We start from the raw sequence: 23,982 nt of genomic DNA, 5'->3' as shown, positions 1-23,982 counted from the left end.
GTCAGACGTCATCAAAGACGGGAGGGGTGGTCGTGCACTTCGGAACCATCGGCGCCGGGACGGTCGCGCAGGCCATCGCCGGCCACCTCGTGGCGGCCGGCCACAAGGTCGCCCTCGGCAACAGCCGCGGCCCGGACACGCTGCTCGACGTCGTGGCCCGGCTGGGCCCGCTCGCGAGCGCGGCCACGGTCGAGGAAGCCGCCGCGGCCGACGTGGTGTTTCTCGCCGTGAGGTGGCCGCAGGTCGGCGCCGCGCTGGCCGGGCTGCCCGCGTGGGACGGCCGCATCCTGGTCGACACCACCAACAACCTGGATTCGATGCGGCCGACCGTCGCCGATCCCGGGGTCGAGACGGCGAGCGAGTTCGTCGCGAGCAGGGCGCCGGGTGCGCGCGTGGTCAAGGCTTTCAACACCCTCTACGCGAAATTCATCGCGGCTGATCCCCGGCACCCCGCAGGACGGCAGCTGCTCTTCTACGCCGGCGACGACGCCGCGGCCAAAGCCACGTTCCACGAGGTCGCCGACGAGATCGGCTTCGCCCCGGTCGACGCCGGGATGCTGCGTGAGGGCGGCCGCCTGATGCAGATCGGCGGTCCGCTCTCGGCTCTGCACGCCCTGAAGCAGGACTGAAGCCGTGAAAGCACTCTCCTACGGGAAAGCACACCCGCTCGACGCGTTCGCCATCGAACTGACCGACGTCGCCGAACCCCGGCTACGCGACGGTGACCTGCTGGTCGAGGTCCACGCGATCGGCGTCAACCCGGGCGAAGCCGCGATCCGCCGGACCCGCAGCGCCGAACCCGGCGGCCGGGTCGTCCTCGGCTGGGAGTTCGCCGGAGTCGTCGCCGCGGCCGGGCCCGCGGCCACCGGCTTCGCGGCCGGGGACCGGGTGATGGGTACCGGCGACATCACCCGCGACGGCTGCTGGGCCGAACGCGTCGCGATCGACCACCGGGTCGTCGCCAAGATCCCGGACCGGCTGGCGTTCACCGATGCGGCGTCGCTTCCCATCGGTGTCCTCACCGCGTGGGAAGCGCTGTTCCGCGACCAGGACGCCCTGCCGCCCGGGGTCGGCCGCGTGCTCGTGATCGGCAGCGCCGGCGGCGTCGGGTCGATGGCCACGCAGCTGCTCAAGGCCGCGACGCCGGCGTTCGTGATCGGCACGGCCTCCCGGCCCGAGTCCCGGGAGTGGGCGACCGAGATGGGCGCCGACCTGGTCCTCGATCACCGCGGCGAGCTGGCCGGGCAGCTGCGCGCCGCCGGGATCGGCCACGTCGACCTGGTGTTCTCGACGTCGGGCACCTTCGGCCATCTGGGCGCGATCGTCGAGGTGCTGCGGCCCTTCGGTCACTTGGCCGCCATCGACGTCGCCGGCCCGTTCGATCCGGGCGCCATCACGGGGAAGTCGTTGTCGCTGCACACCGAAATGGTGTTCAGCAGGATAACGGCCGGCGGAGACGTCGCCGAGCAGGGCCGGATCCTGGCCCGGGTGGCCGACGACGTCACGGCGGGCCGCCTGCGCCCGATCGTCACCACCACGCTGGACGGCCTGACCGCCGACACGATGAAGACGGCGCACGCGCTCGCCGAAAGCGGCCGGACCATCGGGAAGACCGTCATCCAAGTGAAAGGAAGTCCCTGAAGTGACAAAGGATCTGCTCGAGGGCGAGTACGCCCCGAGTGCCGACGCGACTACCCGCGACCAGGTCGAGCTCTACGAGCGCACCGACGGCCGGGACGGCGCGACGATGGCGGGCGCGCCCGTGGTCGTGCTGACCATGCGGGGCGCCCGCTCGGGCAAGCTGCGCAAGGTCGCGCTGATGCGCATCGAGCGCGACGGCGTCTACGCCGTCGGCGCCTCGGCCGGCGGCCAGGCCCGCAACCCGAGCTGGTTCCACAACCTCGTGGCGCACCCGACGGTCCAGCTGCAGGACGGTCCCGATCGCCGGCTGATGGCCGCCCGCGTCGCGGAAGGCGCCGAGCGGGACAGCTGGGTGGCCTACGCCGACGAGCTCTACCCGTTCTTCCCCGACATGCGCGCCCGGGCCATCGAGACCGGCAACCGCGAGGTTCCGTTGATCCTGCTCGAACCCGTCAAGGGCTGACCCGCTCCGCCGTCGGCCCGCTGTCGATGCGGTCGAGCACCTTCCCGGAGATCCGGTGCAGGGTCCGCAGCTCGTGCGGGGAGAGAACGTCGACGAACAGGGTGAGCACCCGCTCCACGTGGGCGGGCGCCGCGCCGGCGAGGTGGGCGTGGCCCGCCTCGGTCAGCACGGCCAGCGTGAAGCGCCCGTTTCCGGGGTCCGGCTCGCGGCGGACGAAGCCGCGGTTCTCCAGCCGGCCGATCAGGTGGGAGAGGCGGGACAGCTCCGTGGTGGCCAGGGTGGCGAGCTCGCTCAGCCGCAGGCGGCGTCCGGGCTGGTCGGAAAGGTGCGCCAGGACGTGGTACTCGAGCAGGCTGAGCTTCGAGTCCTGGTGGAGCTGTGCTTCCAGCGCCGCGGGCAGTCGCTGCAGAAGTTTCATGAACCCGCGCCACGCCGCCAGCTGGTCGTCGGTGAGCCACCGCGGCTCGTCCACGTCGGGGTCCCTCGAGGCAGGCATGGGGGGAGTGTAATGACACTTGAAAGTTCAAGCGAACCGCCGTAGGTTGACTTGAAGATTCAAGTCCCGCAGATCCGGAGGCGGCACCATGAGCGACCCGCTCGACCACCCCCTGCCCCACCTGGACGCTCCCGGGCCGGCGCCGTCAAGACCGTCCGGAGCTGATTCCGCGATGAAGCTGTACGCGCTGGAAGAACACTTCCTCACCGCCGAGGTGGCCGCGGCCTGGCACCGGCACGATCCGCGGCTCGCCGAGCCGATGATGAAGCGGGCGCTGGACACTCCCGCGCTGCTCGACGTCGGCGAGGGGCGGATCGCCGCCTTGGACGACGCCGGGATCGACACGGCGGTGCTGTCCCTGACCACCCCCGGCCTGCAGAACCTGCCCGTCGCGGAGGCGGTCGCCCTGCAGGTGCCGGTGAACGACGGTATCGCGGAGGCGGTCCGCCGCCATCCCGGTCGCCTGCAGGGGTTCGCGGCGCTGGCCACCCCGGCGCCGCCGGCCGCGGCCGACGAACTGCGGCGCGCGGTCACCGAACTCGGGTTCGCGGGAACGCTGGTGAACGCGCACTCGGGTGGCCGTGCCCTGGACGCACCGGAGTTCTGGGACATCTACGAAGCCGCCGAGGACCTGCGTGCGCCGGTCTACCTGCACCCCCGCGCGCCGGTGCCCGGCGTCGCCGACGCGTACTACCGCGGGTTCGGCGAGCCGGTGGACGGCATGCTGGCCACCGGCACCTTCGGCTGGCACTACGACGCCGGCCTGACCGTCCTGCGGATGATCATCGCGGGTGTCTTCGACCGGTTTCCCGGCTTGCAGGTGATCATGGGGCACTGGGGCGAGGTGGTGCTGTTCTACCTCGACCGCGTCGCCGCCATGGACCCGCTTGTGAAGCTGCGGCGGCCGATCGCGGAGTACTTCCGCAGCAACGTCTTCATCACCCCGGGCGGGATCGCCAGCCACAAGTACCTGCGGTGGAGCCTGGAAACGGTCGGCGCGGAGCGGATCATGTACGCCTCCGACTACCCGTTCAACCGGGAACGCGCCGGGTCGGCACGGGCCTTCGTGGACGCCGCACCCGTCACCGATGCCGAACGCGAGCTCATCGCGTACCGGAACTGGGAGACGCTCGTCGCCGGGATCCGGCGGCGCTGAAGGGAACTCTGCTCCGGCCACGGAAGACCCACCTGTTGTCATGTCAACATGAACTGACTACAGTGGACGGCGTGACCGGGCTGTCGGATGCCGGCGAAATGGCGCTCCGGCACGCGTGGAAACCCTTGCCGCGCAAGGCTGATCGATGGAGTCGAGATGCCGAAGGTCTGGTTCGTCACGGGAAGCTCCCGGGGTCTTGGCCGCCACCTGGTACGGGCCGCGGCCGCGGCGGGGGAGCTCGTCGTCGCCACCGCGCGCCGGACCGAGGCGCTGGCCGACCTGGTCGAGGAGGGGGCCGGGCGAGTCGCCGCCGTGTCGCTGGACGTCACCGACGCGGAGCAGGCGCGGGCCGCCGTCGCCGCGGGGGTCGAGCGATTCGGGCGGCTGGACGTCGTGGTCAACAACGCCGGCCAGGCGGATCTCGGTTCGGTGCAGGACACCCCGGACGCCGCGTTCTGGTCCCAGCACGCAATCACCTACGGCGGGCTGGTCAACGTCACCCGGGCGGCGCTGCCGGTTTTCCGTGCGCAGGGCGACGGTCATTTCATCCAGATCTCCTCGCTCGGCGCGCGCATCGGCACGCCGGGGTTGGCGTCCTACCAGGCGGCGAAGGCCGCGGCGACCGTCTTCTCGCTCTCCCTCGCCGCCGAGCTCGGCCCGCTCGGCATCCGGGTCACGGTCGCGGAACCGGGAAACCTGCGGACGGACATGATTTCGCCCCGTTCCATGTCGGTCCTGCCGGTCGGTGCGGGGTACGAGCCGACGGTCGGCGCGATCGCGCGGCGGCTCGCGGCCGAGGACGGCAGGCAGCCCGGCGACCCGGCGAAGGCGGCCGAGGTGATCGTGGCGACCACCCGCCTGGCCGAGCCCCCGCTGCGGTTCCCCCTCGGCGCCGATGCCGTCGAGATGGCGGCGACCGCGGCGCAACGCCTGGCGCACGAGGACGATCGCTGGTCCACCCTCAGCGCGTCGATCGGGTTCGAGGACGCGGAAGCCTGAATGCCCGCATCGCCGGTCAGGACGGGTACACGACCTCCACGGTGTTCTGCTCGGTCACCATGCGCCAGTACACGTCCGCGAGCTCGGCCGGATCGACCACCGGCCCGCCGAGTGCCGGGTCCGCCGTGGCGGCCGCCTGGTGCCCCGCGCTGCCGTCGATCCACGCGGACACCGTCAGCACGCCCGCGTAGACGCCCTTCGGGGCGAGTTCGGCGTGCAGCGAGTGCAGCCAATGGCGTGCCGCGGCCATCACCGCTCCGACACCGCTCGCGCCGGGTGCCGGCACCAGCGCGGACTGGCCTTCCGCGAGCAGGAACGCACCGGCGCCGCGCTCGATCATGCCGGGCACCACCCGGTGGGCCAGTTCGACCGGAGTCTGCAGGAACAGCCCCGCCAGCTCGCCCACCTTCGTGGCGGTCAGGTCCACGGCAGGCAGGAACGGGGCCCGCGCGGGGATCGGGGCGTATTCGACCACGCCGATCGGGCCGAACCAGCCCTCGATCTCGCCCAGCAGCGTGGGTACCACGGCCGGATCGGACAGGTCGGCCGGGAACGCCTTCGCGTCGATCCCGTCGCCGGCGAGTTCGGCTGCCAGCTTGTCCAGTGGCTCGGGCCTGCGCGCGATCAACGCGACCCGGTAGCCCTCGCGGCCGAACCGCCGCGCGGTCGCCGCGCCCAGTCCCGTGCCCGCGCCGAACACCGCGATGGTCTTGACCATGCCGCACCTCAGTTCGTTGATTCGGAGTCAACGAAAGCGTAGCGCGTCATTCGTGCGGAGGCGAACCAGGGAAACAGCGGGTGCGAGCCGTGCCCTCGCTGCACAGACCTCGTCGCCGCGGGCTTCCGCGGACGGCGAACCGCGGTGATTCAGCGCCGGTTCAGCGCCCGGACCGTCGTGTCAGGCAGGCACGCCGGATCGATCCGGCCCGCCGCGCGCAAGGCGCCTTGGAGCAGGGCCACGATGGCCTCGACCAGGTCGTCGGTGTCGGCGTCGAGCTCTCCCGCCAGCCAGCTGCGGACGAGTTCGTCGACCGAGCCGGCGTAGGCGCGCATCGTCGCCCGCAGCGCGGGGCGGTCCAGGTCGATGCCCAGGATCGCCGCGGTCTTCTCGAGCCCGGCCTGCTGCGATCGCGTGAACTCCTCGGCGCCGGGTCCGGACCGGGCGAGGATCACGCGCGTCGCGACCTCGCGGTGACCGGCCATGAAGTCCAGGTGGGCCCGGAGGCTGCGGCGAACCCGCAAGCCGGTGGGAGCGCCGGTGTCCTCGTCGTGCAGGCTCGCGAGCCGGTCGCGGTACTCGGCGAGCACGGCCAGGTACAGCTCACGCTTGCTGCCGAAGTGGTGAAAGACCAGGCCGTGGGCGACGCCCGCCCGCTCGGCGATCTCACCGACCTTGACCTGCTCGTACGAGCAGGACGCGAACACCTCCTTGGCGGCCTCGAGCACCTTGGCCTTGCTCTCCGCCGCCGACAGCTGCCGGAGGTTCGGTGCGGACCGTCGTCGCGTGGCACCCACCTGCGCATCACCCTTCCGGCTCGACCGCAGCGTATCCCGCGGTTCTCGGGCCGTGGACCTGAGTATGTTCCGATCATCGATCTCGGACACAGGAGGAATCGTGGCCAAGGGCTACTGGGTCAGCGTCTACCCCGCCATCGCGGATCCCGGGCAGCTTGATGCCTACAACGAACTGGCCCGGTCAGCCGTCAAGGCCGCGGGCGGGCGGGTCCTCGCGCGCGGTGGCAGCCGGGTCGTCGCACACGAGGCCGGGATCGCCGAGCGCGTCGTCCTGATCGAGTTCGACAGCTTCGAACAGGCAGTCGCCGCCCGCGAGAGTGCGGCCTACCAGGAGGCGCTGGCCGAACTCCCCGACGGTTTCGAGCGCGACTTCCGCATCGTCGAAGGCCTCGGCTGACGACCCCAGGTCGAAGCCGGGCGAGAGCTGCCTCGCTCCCGCCGACGTCACGGCGTCCGCCTATGACGTGGCTCACAGGTGGTCACAGCTGCGCCGGAGACGGTGTCTGGTGGCCATGACGAACACGGAACAGACCACGGTGCTGATCACCGGAGGCAACAAGGGACTCGGTCTCGAGGCGGCCCGCAGGCTCGGCGAGCTGGGCTGGACGATCTTTCTCGGCTCGCGCGACGAAGGTCGCGGACAGGCGGCGGCCGACAAGCTGGCCGCCGACGGCACGCAGGTGGTCCTGGTCCCGCTGGACGTGACCTCGGACGAGTCGGTGGCCGACGCCGTACGGCTGGTTCGAAAGCACACCGACCGGCTGGACGTGCTGATCAACAACGCCGGCGCGCCGGGCCGGGCCGTCCACCCTGCGGAGGCCACGGCCGACGAGATCCACTCCGTCTACGACACCAACGTGTACGGGCCGGTCCGGGTCACGCACGCGTTCCTGCCCCTGCTGCAGGCGGCCGACCGGCCGCGGGTGGTGATGGTGTCCAGCGGCGTAGGTTCCTTCGCGGTCGTGACCGACCCGAACCAGGCCGCTTCGAAGATGCACGAGCTCGCCTACAGCTCGTCCAAGGCGGCGCTGAACATGCTCACCGTCCGGTACGCCCAGGCGTTCCCGGACATCAAGTTCAACGCCGTCACGCCCGGCGAGGTCGCCAACCGCAAGTTCGCCGCCACGGACATGAACAACCACACGGGCCAGTTGACGGTCACCGAGGGCACCGACCCGTTCATCGAGCTCGCGACGCTCGGCGCCGACGGACCGACCGGGATCTTCATCGACCGCCTCGGCCCCGTGGCCTGGTGACCACCTCCACTGAAAGGGGAAAGACATGACCAGCAAGGTTTGGTTCGTCACCGGTTCGTCCCGCGGTCTCGGTCGCGAGTTCGTCGAGGCCGCCTTGGCCCGCGGTGACAAGGTGGCCGCGACCGCCCGAAAGGCCGGCAGCCTGGACGACCTCGTCGCCGAGTACGGCGAGGCGGTGCTCCCGCTCGAGATGGACGTGATCGACAAGGCCGCGGTCTTCGAGAGCGTGCGGCGGGCCAAGGACCACTTCGGCCGGCTGGACGTCGTCGTGAACAACGCCGGCTACGCCCAGGTCGGTGCGATCGAGGAGCTGACCGAGCGGGAGATGCGGGACCAGCTGGAGACCAACCTGTTCGGTGCGCTGTGGGTCATCCAGGCCGCGCTGCCCTGCCTGCGTGAGCAGGGCGCGGGGCACATCATCCAGCTGTCCTCGGCGGCCGGGCTCATCGCGGTACCGCTGGGTGGCGCGTACCACGTCTCCAAGTGGGCGGTGGAAGCCCTCAACGAGGCCCTCGCCGGTGAGGTCGCCGGCTTCGGCATCAAGGTGACCATCATCGAGCCCGGCGGTTTCGCCACGCGGGACGGCAAGAACCCGAACCCGCTGGACAACGGTCACCTGGCCCGGATGAACCCCGCCTACGACGACGTCCGCCGGCAGCTGGCCCGCTTCACGAACAAGCAGCCCTCCGGCGACCCGGCCGCCGCCGCCCAGACGCTCCTCGAGATCGTCGACCTGGCCGACCCGCCGCTTCGAGTCCTTTTCGGACAAGGCTTCTACCCCATGATCCAGCAGGCCTACGCCGACCGCCTCAAGACATGGGCCGACGGGCAGGACCTTTCGGTGGCGGCCCACGGCAGGCTCGCCCGGGACGTCGCCGGGTGATGAACCTGTTGCCGGCATCGCGACGGCACTGTCCTGTGTGGACCGCTCCGGTGGGGGCGACCCGCTCCGGCCAGGACAGTGCCGCCGCGCTGCGGCGCCCAGTGCCGGGGATTCACGCCCGGTTCATGCAGTCCACCCAGGACTCGGTGGTGACGACGATGTCGGTCGGCAGGGTTTCGGTCACGGTCCCGTCCGACACCCGGATGTGCGCGTGGTAGGTCGCCACCGGCACCGACGCGGGTCCTCCCACGCCGACGAACCCGTTGACGGTGATCGAGCCGTCGGGGTTGCGGAAGTTGGAGCCCGGTGGGAGGTAGTGCTCGGTGGCGGTCCAGCCGGGAGGCAGGTCACGCATCCCGAACTCGAGGTCGGTGGCCCACGTCCCGCTCACCACGAAGATGAAGTAAGAGGCGTGGGTACTCCCGTCCGGACCGTGCTGGACGCACATCCGGCTGGTCCGGTCGAACTGCTCCAGACGCCACGTCCGCGTCTGTGACGCCGACGCGACGACGGATGTGCCGACCAGGGACAACAGGAGCACCGAGGCGAAGACGAGCACCGATCTGGCGGTCCGGAACATCACTCTCACTGAATCCCTCCTGAATCCGGCGCGAATACGCATCGGTGCACGCTAGTGACCGGATCTCAGAGCTCTCTGAGAAGAACCGGGCTCGCGGCCGGGGCGAAGCTCGGTGCGCTGGGCACGCAGTTCCACACCGGCACCCTGTTCGGGCTCGCGAACCAGATCGTCCTCGCGCTGGTGGCGGTCGCCACGCTCGTCCTGCACGCGCTCGGGTACCGCATGTGGTGGATTCACAACCCGTACCGGGGCCGGTGGGCGTCGTTGCCGCGTCCGGCGTGGCGCCGGCTGGCCGCCGGGCCGCTGATCGTGGCCCTGCTCGGAATCGCGGTGCTGGCGTGGGTGCTGCCGATGGCCGGCGCGAGCCTGATGGTGTTCCTGGCGATCCGGCTGGACGTTTTGTTCCTCGCTCGGCCGCGGTTCCGGGAAGTACGCTTATCGAAATACCTCAGGTTGCGGGTCGATTTTGATCGGTTCTGGGATGGGGGTGGTGGCCTGGCGGGTCTGCGAGTATGCCTGCGTCGGTCACTTGAATAGTGGAGTCACCTATTTGTCCTGAGCCGGGTTCCGCACTTCGTTCGACGAAGGGTGCAGTGCAGGCGGCGGTGGCTGTAAGCGCGGGTTGAGGCCGTCGTGGGGCGAGTCGGCGGCCCACGACCGCGTCGAGAAGGTGCTCGGCTGGCGGGGGAGCGCGGGAGCGTAGGCGGCCGAACAGCCCGGACACCGCCGAAGCGGACGAGATCAGCTCCTGACCGGATAACGCCTGGTCAGAGGGAGATCTCTGCTGGTCGACATGAGTGCCCCCGGCGCGGTGCGCATAGCAACCTCACGGGCTCGAAGGCGTCGTGAGCTGCAGATTTGCGGTTCGGTCGTGGTTGAGCGGCATCGTCGTGGCGGTGCTTCATGATGTCGTCAAACTCGGAGAGTGGCAACGTGTCACTGTGGGTGCAGTGCGCTTGCACGACGTTGGTGGCGTTGGGGGCGGCGTACGCGTCGTACCGGCATGGTCGTGAGTTCGCGCTGCGCTTCGGTGCTGACGAGTCGACCGCGGCGATCTGGCCGTTGATCGTTGACGGTTTGTTGACGACGGCGACGGTGGAGCTGTGGAAGCCGAGCGATGGCCGGCGTGGTGGTGGGCGGTGGGCTGCCTGGACGGCGTTCGGGTTCGGGATCTCGCTGTCGTTGTGCGCGAACGTCGGGTCAACTCCGGAGCTGACGGTGTTCTCGGTCGTGGTTGCGGCTTGCCCGCCACTGGCCCTGCTGCTGGCTGTCGAGCTACTGAACAGGGCCTTGAAGAGGCATCGGAGCGGTGCACGGATTGATCTTGAGCCGGACGGAGCCGAGTGGACCCCTCCAGGAGTCGTCCGACCGCTTGTCGTTGAGCAGACCTCCACCGAGGTGCGGCCTACGACTGCGGAGTCTGCTGAGGCGCGGATGTGGGCGTTCTACGTCGCGGAGCGTGCCGCGGGGCGGAGTCCGACCGGCGCCGACCTCGCTCGAGTTGCCGGTACGAATAACTACGGTCGTCGCGTTCTGCGGCGCTGGCGTACTTCTGGCCGCAACGTCGGGTGCGACGCTGATGCCGTGTCCACCGACCGTGACCACGAGCGGCCGGCCGGGGCTGGTGGTGCCATGGCACACGCGCGTCCGGAGAAACTGCAACCCGCTGTTTAAAGTCCCCACCCGACTGTGTCGTACGGTGCTGAGTGAGGCCGGACAAGGTCGTTTCCCTCGCGCGGCCGGGCGGCGGTGGTGTCGGCCTATGTCGGGGTCTGCCGTCACGTCGATGTGCTCTCGGGCTCTCCTCGGGCTCGCAACTGCCGAGTTGTGTCGCCTGGTCCAAGGCTCCTTGTCGCCGCTACGCGATCGGTCCGGCGGCTACGTTCGGTAAGCAGCGGAACCGGAGAGCAAGGCGTGCGGACAGGAGGCAGCTCGGAAGCCAGCTTGCTCAGAATTTGCCCTGTCAGTGCAGTGACCGTGTACCGGCTGGTTGCATTCGGTGCGGCGTACGCCTCGTATCGCACGGATGCGAGTTCGCACTCTGCTTCGGCGCGGATGGCGTGACCGCATCGATCTGGCCGCTGCGAGTGGACGGTCTGCTGACGATCGCGACGGTCGAGCCGTGGAAGCCCCATCGCTGCGGCCGCCAGGCGGGGCGACGGATGGCCTGGTTGGAGTTCGTGCCCGGCATCTGCCCGTCGCGTCGCTGGTGGTGAACATCTGCTCGGCGCTGGCTTGAGCGTGTTGCAGGTGACGGTGGCGGCCTGCACACCGCTGGTCTTACTGCTGGCGGTCGAACTGTTGAACGACGCGTTAAAGCAGCGGTCTCGCGAGACTGGCTCCGAGACCGCCGGCGTCGGCAGCGAGACGCATGGTACGGCTGTGGACGCGACCGTCCGAAGCAGTCAGGCGTCGAACGAACTGATTGCAGTCGAGTTCGGCGAGGATCTGGCTGATCTCGACCTGTTGTTCCACGGCGGCCCGCTCAGCGACGAAACGGAGCACATCCTGGTGATCGAGGACCCGTACCTGGTGATGGCGTCTTCCGGAGAGCTGCCGGCCGACCGGTGTCTGCGGGGAAGCTGGCCGGGAGGGCGTGGTGGGTGGCTTGGCCGGGAACCGGTGACCAGCCCAGATTGGAGAAGACCCTCGCGGACGCGGGCGCGCAGCCGCGCATTGTGTTCCGGTCGGCGGGCAGCGAGACGATCGTGTCGATGGTTCGCTCCGGGACGGGGCTCGCCGTTCTACCCTGACTGGCGATTCACCACGGTGCCTGCTGCTCCTGTGGCGTGATCCACGGGCCGGAAGGTGGCCGGATCTGCTCGTCCACGAGCTCGTCCCCCACGCCCACTCGCGCGATCCACCTTTACCGGACGCCCGGACACTGCGGTCGGTCACTGCTCGCTGCCCGTCGTCGTAGTTCGCGTGAGCTCGGCAGGCTCCGCCGGTCCGGTCCTGACCCGGGTTATCGGTGACGATTCCCGCGTACCCACTACACCTTCAGGCGGTTGTAGATGCACAGTGGAGTGAGTCCGTCGTCCGTCGTCCGCAGCGGGCAGCCATGGCATTCCGCCTTCGTCTCGACTAGTTCAGATGCCCCTTGGCGGGCGAGCAGGACACCGTCACGCCAGAGGTATCCACTGCGATCCTCTTCTTCCACCAACATGCCACACGAGAAGACGGCGCCGGAGGGGAAGAACTGGAGGTTGGTCCGTGACCGGGTCGCACAGGAATAGGCGTCTTCGCCGGGCAAATCGTACGCGTAGCCGAGTTCGCAGTCCACGACGAAGTCGGGGCGCGGCGGCCGGTAGGACCGAACTGGTTCCAAGACCCGATCTCGCCATTCGCGGGCCGGGACCACCTCGTCGGCGGCGTGGTGTTTGGCGCGTCCCACCAGGGAGAACCAGTGCATGTTGAGTCGCGTGGCCCCGAGGGACTCCGCGAATTCGATCATCCGTTTCACATCGCCGACCGTCGACCTCAGCACCGTGAAATTGATTTCGAACGGTCGCCCCAGCTGACGCAGCAGCTCGATCGTCGCCATGACGTCGGCGAATGCGCGTGGCCCTCGCATCTTGTCAAACACGGCCGGTTCGGTCGCGTCCAGGCTGACGGCCACCCGTCCCAGACCGGAATCTTGGCCGAGCCCGGCCAAGACGTCGCGAAACCGGCGACTGCCGTTGGTCACCGTTCTGGCGCTCAGACCGGCAGCCCCGATCAGGTCGATCACCTCGCGGAACCCGGGGTGCAGAGCGGGTTCACCGCCGAGCAGCGTGACCTCCTGGATCGTGCCGCTCGTGGCGGCCCAGGCGACGATGCTCCGCACCATGTCGACCGACATCCGGGTCTTGCTGTCCAGGAACTCGTCCGAGAGGAAGCAGTACGTGCACCTCCGGTTGCACACCGAGGTCAGGTAGAGGTCAACGCTGTCGACCTTGAAGTCGCCCGCAGGCAGGCCTCCGCGGGGATCCGGCGTCACCTGGTGACCGCCCGGTAGGACCAGAGTCATCGTGCCTGCTCTCTTTTATTCCCAAGTGGACTGACGCATGCTACGCCGGACCGATCGGAGATGCTTGGAACCATGTCGCAACGGCACGGGCCATGGCCGCGGTCGCAGCTGCCGGGTCCGACCGCAGGGCGGCCTGCATACCTTCCCATGAATCGATGGTCCGGCCGTTCACCGTTACGGCGACCTCGTCGACCGACACGGTCGACGCCAGTTTCACCGCAACGATGTACACCCATTCGAGCAGCTGGCTCCCCGCCGTCGACCTGGTCTGCATCCGGCGCAAGAACCTGGCTAGGTCGTGCTGACCATACGCTGTGTCACGGCGCAGTTCCTCGTAGCGCCAGAGGTCCGTCCCTTCGGCCGGTGCTTCGAGATAAGGCACGTACACGCTGGCGACTGGCGGAACTTCGCTCCGCTTCCGCCAGAGATCCCACATCTTCTGTTCGTCGCGGCCGCCCAAAGTGACAGCTCGTCCGCTCGCCGGCTTCATGAGACCGCGTCGCTCCAAGGCCACTTCCAGGGCAAGCCAGGTGTACAGGGGTCGTAGCAGGCGCTGCGCCTCCGACGGAGGGACTGCGACGAGATCTTCGTCGGTCTCGATGACCTTTGCCGCCGCGAGCGCATCGAACGCGGTATTCTCTTTCGAGTAGAACGCCTTGGCGATGCCCCACAGGCGAGCCGCCGAATCGGTCCTATCCATTGAGGAAAGGGTCTTGCTGAAGCGACGCACTATGGGCATGTCGGGGACGCCGCAGGCCGCGAACCACTGGCGCACTGCCTCGACGAACTCTGCTGCCAGAAAATCGGCACGCTGTTCCGGTATTCCGATGTCATCGAGGTGCAGCTCGACCGGGAGGCCGATCTTGCCGAAGCGAATCGCGGTCAGGGCGTGCACCGCGTGGATGAGGTGCGGTTCCCGAAGGCGGTGCGGCCAGAAGACGATTCTGGTCCGGACTGCTTGGTTGACCGGGGTGTGACCGAACTTGTACTCCTTGAGTTTCCGGACTTCTTCGTCGAAGGAGGAATCAGTCGTCCGGATCCGCGTTGTCGAATCGCGGCGCACGACCTCTTCCAGCTCCTGGAACAGGCGGTCACCGTCGATCCCGTAGTACGGGTCGACCCGCTGCGGGTTCGCCCGGAAGAAGTCGGCGAGCGTGGAGTTGATATGGCCGTGCTCACGCTCATTTTCGTACACCGCCCAAAGGACCTCCGCCGCCGGATTGCGGTCTGCCGAGATCGCATCGTCGGAGTCGACGCGGAGCACGTGCCTGATTGTGTCGTCCCAGCCGCTGTAGCCGACCACCAAAAGCACCTTGTCGCGCAGGTGGTCGCGCAGCCAGGATTCCAGTCTCGGGCGCGAACCGCGCACTTCCGCTGGTGAGTGCAGAGTGCTGCTCCGGCAGTCGCCGTGCAGGTGTACCACCGCACGGGTGCCGGGTGTGAGTTCGCCTTGCGGTGCCGCGTCGTACCCGGGGACGAGGGTTTCGACGTTGGGTGACGTGCCGCGGAGCGCAAGCTGGAGCAAACCGTCGAAGTTGGTGGTCAGGAGGTGCTGGCAGATCCGAGTGTCGAAGGTGCGGATGACGGATGCCAGCGAGCGGAGGCCGAACGGGGTGTTCCAGCCGGTCATGTCGGCTTCGACGGCGTGGAACTCATCCTGGGACAGTGCACGCTCGGGGAAATCGCTGGGCAGATCGCCGTCGTAGGGTTCCAACGCGGCTTGCTGCAGGAACGCCCGCAACCGGGGGGCTCCGTGCTCGCGCCTGAGCAACCCCAGTGCCTCGGAGTACCGGCTGATCCGGTCGGACTGCACGGTGGTCGGCAACACGATCGGTCCACTGCTTCGCACCAGATCACCGCCGGCGTTCTCGTCCAGGAACTGCAGAGCTCGGCGCGTCAGTTCGGGCACCTCCGGCACCGAATGTGTCGTGACACCCGCACCCAGGAGGATGCACAGCTGCCGACCGTTGCCCGGTGAAGTCAGGATCTCCTGCAACCGTGCGACGAGCTTCTGCGTCATGTCCGAAGGCAAGCCGCCCCCTCCCTTTGACACGGCCAGCGGAGCCGATCGGTTCAGTGCGTTCAGCCGTCTAGTCGCGCTGAGGAGCCTGGATGTTTCGGCCGGTGGCCGGTCGCAGCAAGATGGGAGTGGTCACGCCCGCCGGGATTTCGAGCGGAGCGTGGAGACCAGGGTGTCCATGCCTTCGGCGGTCACGCCCGTCCGGAAGTCCAGCCACTGCCGGGCGCGGACGAGGGCGGGCAGATCCTTCGTGTCCGCGCCGGGCAGGAGCACCGGAATCACCGCCATCTCGGGACGTTCTCGGAGGAAATCGGCGAGCTCACCCGCCTGCCCGGCGATGTGGTTGGTCGTCCGGCCGACGCAGTAAAGCAGGCTGTTGGAAGCGTCGAGCTTGTCGTCGAGAACCTCTTGCCACCGTTCACCGGGTGCGGTGTGGCCGTCGAAGAACACGCGAATCCCCGCATCGGAGAGGCCCTGAACGATCTGGATGACCTCCGGGCGATTCTCGTCCGAGAACGCGATGTATGCGTCATAGCGGACGATCACCTCGGAAGTGTCGAGCCGGGAGAAGCGCTGCCGGGCGATCAGGAAACTGACGCTTGCATGCCGCAAGGCGTGATCGGTCAGCCAGTCACGAGCCGGCGGGCTGGCGAGGAGCTGCCGCAGCTCGGGCTCCGAGAGGAGCTTGGTGGCCAGCAGTGCCTCTGTGCCGGAGCCATCTGCCTTGGCCGCGTACATGTCGGGTGTCCACCTCGCGACGCTCGCCGCGAGCTCGTCGAACGCGGTCAACGCGGCGAAGACCTCCGGCCAGCGGTGTTCGAGGCACCGCGAAACGGCGAAGAAGCGGATCGGGATACCGCCCGCTTGCCCGTTGGCCAGGCCCCGGCCGATCGCGAAGTCGATCAGGATGTTGTTGATGAACCGGATCACGGCCCGCGGGTTCCCGCCCAGCGCGTCGGCCACGGCCGGCAGCACGGGCTGGAGCTCGGCCACGAGTTCTCCCGGTTGGTCGGCGAGGAGGCCGCGGCAGAACTCGTCCATGCGGTCGGTGGACGGCGGGATGTGGAATGGCAGCTGGACGATCTTGTCCAGGTACAGCTCACCCTTGAAGTCCGCGATTCCGTACTCCGACGCATACCGGTGCTGGAGGTAGCCTTCGATCACCTTGCGCGCCACTCCGAGGACGAAGATGAATCCCGGCTGGGCGAGGACGAGCTTGATGCTCTCCAACAGCCTGATGGCCTTGTCCGGGAAGCACCGGTCGAGGTCGTCGATGAGGACGACGACCCGAACGTCTCGACCCAGCTCCACGCCGTCGAGGCTGCTGAACGCCCCGAAGTACAGGCTGCGGTCCAGCAACGGGTCCGGAGTCAGGCTGGCATCCCGCTCGATCATGTCCTTCGCCACGAACGAAGCTTCGAACTCGGCGAATCCCGGGACCTGAACCTTGGCTTTCGCGGAAAACCCGTAGGCGACGGCCCGGAGGGACCGGATGAGTTTCTGTCCGGCGGCACCGAAGCGCTGCTTGAAGTTCTTGTGCTTCTCGAGGGCCTGGACGATCGTGCCCACGAGCGGGACGATCGGGTGTTCCTCCTGCTCGTAGCGCCAGGCGTTGAACCACACCGTGACTACGTTCTCTTCCTCGGCGAGCTGTCGTTCGACCAGCCGCATGAGGCTCGTCTTGCCGGTTCCCCATTCCCCGAAGACGCCCATCGTGAACGGCCCGCGGGTATCGGTCGCTGCTGCGGCGAGAATTCGCGCGTAGGCATCGAAGCCGAGTCCGTCGAAATCGCGTCGCTGGGTCTCGCCGATCGCCTGGTCGGCGATGAGGCTGATCTTCATGGGAGCTCGCTCCGGATCTCGTTCCTGGCGTGTGTCCCCGCCCTAATCGCTCGAAGGCGCCAGAATGATACAGGACCAGTGCTGGACCGCCTCGGCGTCTCGGGTAACGACGTGATCCGTCAGCTGGATTGTCAGTGTTGGCCTACGGCTGCCGAGCTGTGTCGAACTCGATCACTTGGCGACCTGGAACGGGTTGTAGATCACCCCAGCTGCACCGGAGTTTGCAAGCAGCAAACAAGCCGCAGCCCGAAATGGATGGCGCCGGGACGGCTGGTCTACGTAGGTGAGCGGGTCAACCGCTAGTGTTTCAGGATTTGCCATGCCATGGAGGGGTTGAGGCCGGGCAGATTGACCGATGTGGGCCGGTCCGCAGAGGCCGGTCACGCGGACCTTGATCAACCGTTGCTCTGCCCGCGACGGCGTGCATTCTGGCTGGCGGCACTGGGCGGCACGGTCGGTGACGCCGGCTTCGCGGTGGTGACCGGGCCGTCGGCAGCAGTGGAGGCCGACACCTGGAGCCGTTCTTGCAGTCGGTCCAGAAGCCAGTGTTCATCGAGGAGACGACGGACCATGCGGAGTTTGCAACCGGGATGCGAAGCGTGGGCTACGAGGACCTCCGGGTGGCTGGTGTCGAGGTCGCATCCACTCCGCAACCGGAGGCCTCCTCGCACGTCAACGTCATCCGATCACGTGTCATCACAGTCGTGGCCCCGGGCGGAACGCTCAGCCAGCCGGCTGGGCGCCAAGAAGAGCGTTGTGCACGAGTTGAGCGCAGGCATGGCTCGGCGCGGCGATGAGCGGAAGTGCGTTTCCACCTCCTAGGGCGAACACTGATCCGTCGAAGGTTGTGGAGGTCCCGCCTGCCTCCTGCAGGAGCAGCAAGCCGGCGGCGTGGTCCCAAACCGACTCCCAGGTCAGCAGCAGGACACAGCGTTGGCCGAGCACGACGTCTAGGTAGCTGAGGCCAGCGGTGTCAAAGTGTGACAAGTTGGCGCCCGCAGTCCGCAGATTTTCTGCCAGCTCCCTGAAAGGATCAGGCCACCAGTGCGGTTGTGGTGCTGCGATGTCAATGAAACCCAGTCGGGGGACGGGCGGGTTAACCTGCACGCGCTTACCATTGACGTACGCGCCGCGACCGACGATGGCGATCGCCATCGTCTTCAAGATGGGGGTGTAGGTCCATGAGCAAGCGGGCTGCCCCTCCACCACCAATGTCACCAAAGTTGCGAAACGGGGGCTCCCCGAAGTAAAATTTTGCGTCCCGTCGAGCGGATCGATGATCCAAAGCGGTTCGCTGGTTGTGAGGCGTTGCGAGAGCCTGGCGCCAGAGCTGTCGGCCTCCTCTCCAACAATCTGCGAATTCGGGATCAGCTCAACAAACTTCTCGGCAAGGGCTGCTTCTGTTTCTATGTCGGCGATCGTAACTATGTCTCCAGGAGACTTCTCCCTGATATCGCTTGAATCTAGCTTGCCGAAATAAGGTAGTATATGATTTTTGGACGCTAGTCGGATCGCATTCTCGACCTCAGTGATCAAAGAATCGTCTATGATCGGTAACGTTGTCACTGTCCACAACCTCGCATCTGGCTGTTCTGGTGCGCTGCTTCCTTTATCTGTGTCCGAGCGGTCCCGTCACGGTGTGCGGGTCAGGGGAAGTCGCAGTTGGTGAGGGCCGTCAGCCCGGCCCAGGTGTACGGCAATGAATCGTGCTCGGCGCGCCACCGTTGCTGTGCTCGGCGAAGCGCCCAGGCGGGCCGGGCGCCTTGGGCGTGCAGGGCGTAGAAGAGGCTGAGGATCGTCGCCGTAGCGTGTCCAGTGCGGGGGCCGTCCGGCAGGGGGAAGAGGCCGCCGATCACGGTGCCAGCGCCCCGGCAGAGCATGACCGAGGGGATGCCGAGGGGTTCTGTTCCGCCCCGGTTGTCCATGCTTCCGGAGAAGCAGGCACCGACGATGACGGTTTCGGGAAAGCTCAGCGACATCATCCGAGCCGCCGAGAGTTTCGTCTTCCGGACCGGGTCGAGCAGGAGTGAGTGAGCGAGGCCGGGCCGGTTGTCGCCGTGCACGGACATCGTGAGAAGTGAGTAGGCGCTCGTGTCGGCCAGTGCGTCCACGAGAGCCGCGGCGTCGGCGGCTTCGTCGACCGGCCCCGGCCAGGACTCGGTCAGCGACGTCCGTTCGATCGACAGGCCCGCATCGTCGACGCCGTGGAGGTAACTGAGGGCCCGGGAACCGGTCCTACGCGCGGTGGGCTCGTCCCGCAGCAGGGATGACGACGGCAGGAGCGCGACTGCGGCCCGGTCGCCCAGCAGCACGCCGTCACAGTCAATGGCCAACGCGGCCCACGGCAGCCCCCACAAGGCGTTGTCGGGGGAGAAAACGATCAGCGGTACGGCATCGTCGTCGGCGTTGGGCGGCACGTTACGGACGAATTCGAGCAGTTCCTGTGGCAGCAAGGACGAGGTGAGCGACCGCCATCGGTTGTCTTGGCCGGTCAGGGCGGCATACTGCATGGACGCTGCCCAGCCTTGGGTGGATGCACGTGCCTCCTCGGATCGCTGCTGCCCTGCTGCGGGAGGTCTGCGGCGGTCGGCGGCACCGGTGACCGCGTGCAGGGCCTCGACCTGGTCGGCCGACAACGCCTCGGTGAACAGCACCGCCGCGCGATCTGGGCCTTCCCAGCTCCCGTACAACGTGAACGAACTGGAGTCGTCCGCGATCAGCCGGGTCTGCACGTAGTGGCACCTCGGGGTCACCCGCTCACGGAGAGTTCTCGATCCCTGCACCGCTTGCCGGAACCGTGCTGACACCGCGGTCTCCAGCCGTTCGTACAGCGGTGCCGGCGACCTCGAGACCGGCGTATCGGGATCTTCGACTTCGGCGTGCCGCCGGAAGAGACCGACCGTGACCGTGGAGAGTCCGGACTCCGTGCCGTTGTCGGACGCCATGACTCCGGCACGGAGCACGTTGGCGATCTCGCTTTCCCGGAGTGAGCCCAGCGTGTTGAGGAACACCGCCGCCGCTTGCGGATCACCCTGTTCGGCCAGAGCGTAGGAGGCGTCGAGGGTTTGCTGCTCCAGCTCGGCGAACTGCTGGATCGTCTCGGCCTGGTCCTGTCGCCACCCGCGACCGGCCTTGATGGCGGCGACAATGCCGAGCAGTGCGCCACCCACCGCGACCTGCGTCTGGAGATCGCCTTCCTCCGCCGCGATCCCGGCCCGTACCGACAGGTTGTGCGCGCGGATCCCGAGGGGCGCGTCAGCGCGCAAGTGCGTGGCGGCCGTGTCCAGGATGCGTTTGCAACCCTCGTAGTCGCCGGCCGATCCCCGGGCGATGGCCTGGAAGTCGATCGCCTCGACGGCGTGGTCGGCCATGCCCCACTTGTGCGCCAGTTCGAACCCTTTGCCCGCGTGCGCGTACGCTTTGTCGAACTCGTCGATCTGGACGTACAAGCGGGCCAGCTCGATCTCCGTCCGCACAACGGTCTGCCGGAACGCACCCCGGCGGCTCACGCGCTGGATTTCCTCGAATGCGGCGATCGCGCCGGTCGTGTCCCCCTTGCGGAGGCGGATCTGGGCCACGATCTGCAGCGCCTCGCCGAGGTTGGACGCGTTGGAGGCGCTACGGAACCGCTGGTACGCCTGCCGGTAGAACGCCACCGCCGCGGTGCCGGAGGTGAGCGCGGGGTCGTAACGCATGAGGGTGCTGGCGACCCTCGCTCGGTTGAGGTGGATCTGAGCGGCGAGCGCGGGCATCTCCGCCAGTTCGGGGCGTTGGGTCAGTTCGTCGAGGACAAGCATCGCCTGACCGACTTCACCGGCGGTGATCAGCTGGTCGACCTCGATCATCCGCTTCATGAACGCGTCCGCGCGCTGAAGCATGGCCGGACTCGCCTTCACGCCGAACCCGGCCCTCATCCACTGGTTGAACACCGCGCGGGCCGGCACCACCACCGCCGTGGTCACGATCAGCCAAGCCCACCAAGGCATGTCAGCCCTCCTTCTCCGGCTCCGGCCGTTTGGTGAGCCGGTACGATCCGTGCACGGCTTTGATCGCCGACCGTGGGATCAGGACGAAGTCCTCGTCCACGTCGACCCGCTCGCTGCTGCCTGCCGGACAGATGCGGATCGGCCTGCGCAGCGCCAACGCGTCCCGCGCGGGTTCCTCGGCGACCGACACCGACCGGAAGACGCCTTCCAGCAACCGGCCGTCGTCGAGTTCCACCGACAAGTAGGCAGGCTTGCCGTCCTGCTTGCGGGCGAGGACGCCCGCCCACGCCGAACCTTCTATGAGCTGTCCCCGCTGACCCGCCGACCGGCTGGCCCAGAACCGCCCTGCTGCCGCTGCCAGCCCGAAACTGATCACGAGTACCAGCGCTGAAGATCCGACAACGCTTCACGCGTGCGTCCGCAACGCCGCCGGGTTGCTGGCAACGTTGTTCAGGGTGAGCAACCCAGGAATGATCTCGCCGACAGCCAAGACGGCGACGAGAGCCACGATCGAGGTCAGCGCTCCCGCGGTGGCGAACTCGACCACCTCGACGACCGCGCTCCTGGAATCGCGTGGTCGGTACCGCGCGACGGCTCGGTGGTAGAGGAAGCCGGGCGACAGGGCGGCGAACAGGAAGAGGACGCCGACCGCGCCGGTGGGCAGCACCGCCCTACTTTGTTTCCTGCTCGGGCGGCGTGGGAAGCGGAAGCGCGAACGGGTCCGGCGCCAGGTACTCGTCGACGTCCTCGTCGTCGACGTACGACCGCCACTCCTGCTCGGGAACCTCTGCTCCGCTGTTCATGGACAAAGGATCGCGGCCGCCGTCCATCGCGTTACGGTGCCGGCGAGACGATCATGGCTTCGAAGCGGCCGCCGTCCACGCCGTCGGCGGCGATCACCGAGCAGGCCCGATCCCACCCCGGCGGCGTCGCCGAGACCGACGCCGGACGGCGCGGTCCGACAATGTGCCTTCCGGCGTGGATGAGGGGTGCACTCCGACAGGATCGGCCAGCGGCTCGGGCTGGAACTACGCCGGATGTGTTCGGTCGCCGACTCGGACGACGATTCGGACGCGCGGGACAAGGTGACGGGTCTCCTGAGGACCTTGGTCGACCAGCTGCCGGTGGACCTGGGATTGTATTTCGTCGTTGCATTCGGGCTGGAGCCCGGCGTTCGAGTTCCTTTTACCAGCAACGGCTCGAGTGGGTGGCGGCCCGGTTGTCCAGGAGGTCCGGACAGTCCGGCGCCGGGTGGACCAGAGCATCGACCGCGCGGCCGAAACGGTCCATCGCTTCACGGGGGGTGTCCCTATGTGGTTGTCAAGCCGCGGCGGGAGCGGGTTGGCGGTAGTGGGTGCCGTTGCGGAGCATGGCGTAGAGGACGTCGCAGCGGCGGCGGGCCAGGCAGATGAGGGCGGCGTTGTGCTTCTTGCCCTCGGCTCGCTTGCGGTCGTAGTAGGCCCGGCTGGTCGGATCCGACAGGGCAGCGAAGGCGGCGAGGAAGAACGCCCGTTTCAACTGCCGGTTGCCGGTCCGGGCGGGGTGCTCCCCCTTGATGCTGGTGCCGGAGCTGCGGGTGACCGGCGCGATGCCGGCGTAGGCAGCCAGATGCGCCGAGGATGCAAAGTTGGAGGCGTCGCCGACCTCGAGCAGGATGCGGGCGGCGGTCCTGACCCCGATGCCGGGCATCGAGGTCAGGACCCCGGCAAGAGGGTGCGCATCAAGTATCCCCTCGACCTGCTCAGCAACCTGCTTCCGCTGCAGGAGAACCGCTTTCAAGCTGTCGGCCAACCGCGGCAAGACCGTGTCCGCAGCGGCGGTGCCCGGGACGGTGACCGTCTGCTCGGCGAGGGCGGCCATGATCGCCTCGACCAGTTTGTCGCCGAGGCGGGGCGCGTGGACCTTGGCGATGGCGGTGAGTTTGCGGCGGCCGGCTTTGGCGATGCCGGTCGGTCCGCCGCAGCGGGAGAGGATCTCCAGCACCGCCGGATACGAGATCCGCGGTCCGATCGCGTGCTCGAGAGCTGGGTGGATGCCGGTGAGCAGGCCGCGGATGCGGTTGCCGATGCGGGTGGCTTCGCCGGCTAGACGAGTAATGCGTAAGTCTGGGTGTTGACCGGAGATGGACGAAGGGTGTCCAAGATCCGTTTGTGACGACAGACCTGAACACCCTTCTCACCGCACTCTACGTCAAGATCGACGACCACCTCACCGGCCGGCGCCGGACAGGCAGGCCACCGAAGCTGACCGACGCCGAGCTGGTCACCCTGGCCGTGGCCCAGGCGTTGCTGGGGTTCACCTCCGAGACCCGCTGGCTGCGGTTCCTGCCCGCCCGGATGCCCGGCGCATTCCGCTACCTGCCCGGCCAGTCCGGCTACAACCGCCGCCTGCGCGCGGCCTTACCACTGGTCAAGCAGGTGATGCGCTGGCTGGCCGCGGACACCGACCTGTGGACCGACACCACCTGGATCGTCGACTCCACCCCGGTCGAATGCGGCCGATCCCGGCCCACGGTGAAACGCTCGGAGCTGGCCGGCTGGGCCAAGTACGGCTTCTGCCGCTCCCACTCCCGCTGGTTCTGGGGACTGCGGCTGCACCTGGTCTGCACCCCGGCCGGACTCCCCATCGCCTGGGCGCTGGCCGATCCGAAGATCGACGAGCGGCAGGTGCTCATGGCCATCTGCGACCACGAACCCCACCTGCTCACCGAACGACCCGGCCTGCTGATCATCGCCGACAAGGGCTACGTCTCCGCCGAACTGGACCGCTTCCTGGCCGAGCGCAGGGTCCGGCTGATCCGCCCGTCCTACCGCAACCGCCGACCGCATCCCGGTGAGCCGCTGCTCAAATCCATCCGCCAGCTCATCGAGTCGGTCAACGACACCCTCAAAGGCCAGCTCAACCTCGAACAGCACGGCGGCCGCACCATCGACGGCGTCGGCGTCCGCGTCGCCCAACGCCTCCTGGCACTGACCGCCGCCATCTGGCACAACCGCGCCACCGGCCAACCCATCACCCGATCCCTGACCGCCTACGACCACTAGGGCGTGTATCGAAGTCGGTCAGAGCCATTCGTCGATAGCTGCGATGTGGATGGTGGCTTCGTAGCGGACGGCGAGTTTGTCGTAGCGGGTGG

Annotated in this window: 22 protein-coding genes and 2 pseudogenes; 12 read left to right on the top strand and 12 right to left on the bottom strand. The window is 68.0% G+C overall.

What is annotated here, in order from left to right; genetic code table 11:
- Nucleotides 1–32 precede the first annotated feature (32 nt).
- The 3 genes from ACWEVP_RS23570 to ACWEVP_RS23560 are packed head-to-tail and all read left to right on the top strand — an operon-like array spanning nt 33 to nt 2,104.
- Nucleotides 33–629: an NADPH-dependent F420 reductase gene (locus ACWEVP_RS23570; protein ID WP_452064718.1), complete on the top strand. Its 597-nt coding sequence runs from the start codon at nt 33–35 to the stop codon at nt 627–629.
- Between the two features lie 4 nt (nt 630–633).
- On the top strand, nt 634–1,641 hold the full coding sequence (locus ACWEVP_RS23565; protein WP_452064717.1) for a zinc-binding alcohol dehydrogenase family protein: 1,008 nt from the start codon (nt 634–636) through the stop codon (nt 1,639–1,641).
- A 1-nt stretch (nt 1,642) separates the two neighbouring features.
- Nucleotides 1,643–2,104, top strand: a complete 462-nt coding sequence (locus ACWEVP_RS23560) for a nitroreductase/quinone reductase family protein (RefSeq protein WP_452064716.1) — start codon at nt 1,643–1,645, stop codon at nt 2,102–2,104.
- Here the strand turns inward: ACWEVP_RS23560 and ACWEVP_RS23555 are convergent.
- A complete protein-coding gene (locus tag ACWEVP_RS23555; RefSeq protein WP_452064715.1) occupies nt 2,094–2,600 on the bottom strand; it encodes a MarR family winged helix-turn-helix transcriptional regulator in 507 nt (168 codons plus the stop codon). The two genes, ACWEVP_RS23560 and ACWEVP_RS23555, sit on opposite strands and share 11 nt — an antisense overlap.
- A 172-nt stretch (nt 2,601–2,772) precedes the next feature.
- Between ACWEVP_RS23555 and ACWEVP_RS23550 the strand changes: the two genes are divergently transcribed.
- Complete coding sequence (locus ACWEVP_RS23550; RefSeq protein ID WP_452064714.1) at nt 2,773–3,756, top strand: amidohydrolase family protein; 984 nt, start codon at nt 2,773–2,775, stop codon at nt 3,754–3,756.
- A gap of 156 nt (nt 3,757–3,912) precedes the next feature.
- Nucleotides 3,913–4,755, top strand: a complete 843-nt coding sequence (locus ACWEVP_RS23545; RefSeq protein WP_452064713.1) for an SDR family NAD(P)-dependent oxidoreductase — start codon at nt 3,913–3,915, stop codon at nt 4,753–4,755.
- A gap of 16 nt (nt 4,756–4,771) precedes the next feature.
- Here ACWEVP_RS23545 and ACWEVP_RS23540 read toward each other — a convergent pair whose 3' ends face one another.
- Together ACWEVP_RS23540 and ACWEVP_RS23535 are read right to left on the bottom strand one after the other, a co-directional pair.
- Nucleotides 4,772–5,473 (bottom strand): SDR family NAD(P)-dependent oxidoreductase, encoded by a 702-nt coding sequence (locus ACWEVP_RS23540; RefSeq protein WP_452064712.1) that lies wholly within the window; start codon nt 5,471–5,473, stop codon nt 4,772–4,774.
- Nucleotides 5,474–5,622: 149 nt separating this feature from the next.
- Nucleotides 5,623–6,270: a TetR/AcrR family transcriptional regulator gene (locus ACWEVP_RS23535; RefSeq protein ID WP_452064711.1), complete on the bottom strand. Its 648-nt coding sequence runs from the start codon at nt 6,268–6,270 to the stop codon at nt 5,623–5,625.
- Between the two features lie 100 nt (nt 6,271–6,370).
- Here ACWEVP_RS23535 and ACWEVP_RS23530 point away from each other — a divergent pair, with 100 nt between their 5' ends.
- The 3 genes from ACWEVP_RS23530 (at nt 6,371) to ACWEVP_RS23520 (ending at nt 8,409) form a co-directional block, all read left to right on the top strand.
- The gene (locus ACWEVP_RS23530) at nt 6,371–6,667 is read left to right on the top strand and encodes a DUF1330 domain-containing protein (RefSeq protein ID WP_452064710.1); all 297 of its coding nucleotides are present in this window, start codon (nt 6,371–6,373) and stop codon (nt 6,665–6,667) included.
- 115 nt (nt 6,668–6,782) lie between these two features.
- Nucleotides 6,783–7,526 carry an SDR family NAD(P)-dependent oxidoreductase gene (locus ACWEVP_RS23525; RefSeq protein WP_452064709.1) on the top strand — a complete coding sequence of 248 codons (744 nt, stop codon included), beginning with the start codon at nt 6,783–6,785 and terminating at the stop codon, nt 7,524–7,526.
- A gap of 25 nt (nt 7,527–7,551) precedes the next feature.
- Nucleotides 7,552–8,409 (top strand): SDR family NAD(P)-dependent oxidoreductase, encoded by an 858-nt coding sequence (locus ACWEVP_RS23520; protein WP_452064708.1) that lies wholly within the window; start codon nt 7,552–7,554, stop codon nt 8,407–8,409.
- A gap of 112 nt (nt 8,410–8,521) precedes the next feature.
- Here the strand turns inward: ACWEVP_RS23520 and ACWEVP_RS23515 are convergent, their stop codons facing one another.
- Complete coding sequence (locus ACWEVP_RS23515) at nt 8,522–8,989, bottom strand: DUF5980 family protein (RefSeq protein ID WP_452064707.1); 468 nt, start codon at nt 8,987–8,989, stop codon at nt 8,522–8,524.
- A 54-nt stretch (nt 8,990–9,043) separates the two neighbouring features.
- Here ACWEVP_RS23515 and ACWEVP_RS23510 point away from each other — a divergent pair, with 54 nt between their 5' ends.
- The 3 genes from ACWEVP_RS23510 (at nt 9,044) to ACWEVP_RS23500 (ending at nt 11,782) form a co-directional block, all read left to right on the top strand.
- Complete coding sequence (locus ACWEVP_RS23510) at nt 9,044–9,526, top strand: PepSY domain-containing protein (RefSeq protein ID WP_452064706.1); 483 nt, start codon at nt 9,044–9,046, stop codon at nt 9,524–9,526.
- Between the two features lie 366 nt (nt 9,527–9,892).
- Nucleotides 9,893–10,663 carry a DUF2637 domain-containing protein gene (locus ACWEVP_RS23505; protein WP_452064705.1) on the top strand — a complete coding sequence of 257 codons (771 nt, stop codon included), beginning with the start codon at nt 9,893–9,895 and terminating at the stop codon, nt 10,661–10,663.
- A 567-nt stretch (nt 10,664–11,230) separates the two neighbouring features.
- Complete coding sequence (locus ACWEVP_RS23500) at nt 11,231–11,782, top strand: hypothetical protein (RefSeq protein ID WP_452064704.1); 552 nt, start codon at nt 11,231–11,233, stop codon at nt 11,780–11,782.
- Nucleotides 11,783–11,981: 199 nt separating this feature from the next.
- Here the strand turns inward: ACWEVP_RS23500 and ACWEVP_RS23495 are convergent, their stop codons facing one another.
- The 8 genes and pseudogenes from ACWEVP_RS23495 to ACWEVP_RS23460 all read right to left on the bottom strand — a co-directional run.
- Nucleotides 11,982–12,998, bottom strand: a complete 1,017-nt coding sequence (locus tag ACWEVP_RS23495) for a radical SAM protein (protein WP_452064703.1) — start codon at nt 12,996–12,998, stop codon at nt 11,982–11,984.
- Between the two features lie 40 nt (nt 12,999–13,038).
- Nucleotides 13,039–15,018 (bottom strand): SIR2 family protein, encoded by a 1,980-nt coding sequence (locus ACWEVP_RS23490; protein ID WP_452064702.1) that lies wholly within the window; start codon nt 15,016–15,018, stop codon nt 13,039–13,041.
- A gap of 132 nt (nt 15,019–15,150) precedes the next feature.
- Nucleotides 15,151–16,860, bottom strand: coding sequence for a P-loop NTPase fold protein (locus ACWEVP_RS23485; RefSeq protein WP_452064701.1), 1,710 nt, complete (start codon nt 16,858–16,860; stop codon nt 15,151–15,153).
- Between the two features lie 723 nt (nt 16,861–17,583).
- Nucleotides 17,584–18,396: an inositol monophosphatase family protein gene (locus ACWEVP_RS23480; RefSeq protein WP_452064700.1), complete on the bottom strand. Its 813-nt coding sequence runs from the start codon at nt 18,394–18,396 to the stop codon at nt 17,584–17,586.
- A 110-nt stretch (nt 18,397–18,506) separates the two neighbouring features.
- Nucleotides 18,507–20,846, bottom strand: coding sequence for a CHAT domain-containing protein (locus tag ACWEVP_RS23475; RefSeq protein WP_452064699.1), 2,340 nt, complete (start codon nt 20,844–20,846; stop codon nt 18,507–18,509).
- A gap of 1 nt (nt 20,847) precedes the next feature.
- Nucleotides 20,848–21,513, bottom strand: a pseudogene (locus ACWEVP_RS23470) (DUF6338 family protein).
- A 4-nt stretch (nt 21,514–21,517) separates the two neighbouring features.
- Nucleotides 21,518–21,649, bottom strand: a complete 132-nt coding sequence (locus ACWEVP_RS23465; protein ID WP_452064698.1) for a hypothetical protein — start codon at nt 21,647–21,649, stop codon at nt 21,518–21,520.
- A gap of 517 nt (nt 21,650–22,166) precedes the next feature.
- Nucleotides 22,167–22,934: pseudogene (locus ACWEVP_RS23460) on the bottom strand (IS110 family transposase); the annotation flags it as partial.
- Nucleotides 22,935–22,996: 62 nt separating this feature from the next.
- Between ACWEVP_RS23460 and ACWEVP_RS23455 the strand changes: the two are divergent.
- Nucleotides 22,997–23,890: an IS982 family transposase gene (locus ACWEVP_RS23455; protein ID WP_452064697.1), complete on the top strand. Its 894-nt coding sequence runs from the start codon at nt 22,997–22,999 to the stop codon at nt 23,888–23,890.
- Nucleotides 23,891–23,982 lie beyond the last annotated feature (92 nt).

The organism is Amycolatopsis sp. NPDC003865, from assembly GCF_053605345.1.
Note: the sequence above shows the minus strand (reverse complement) of the source record. Positions and strands in the feature narration are given on the sequence as shown.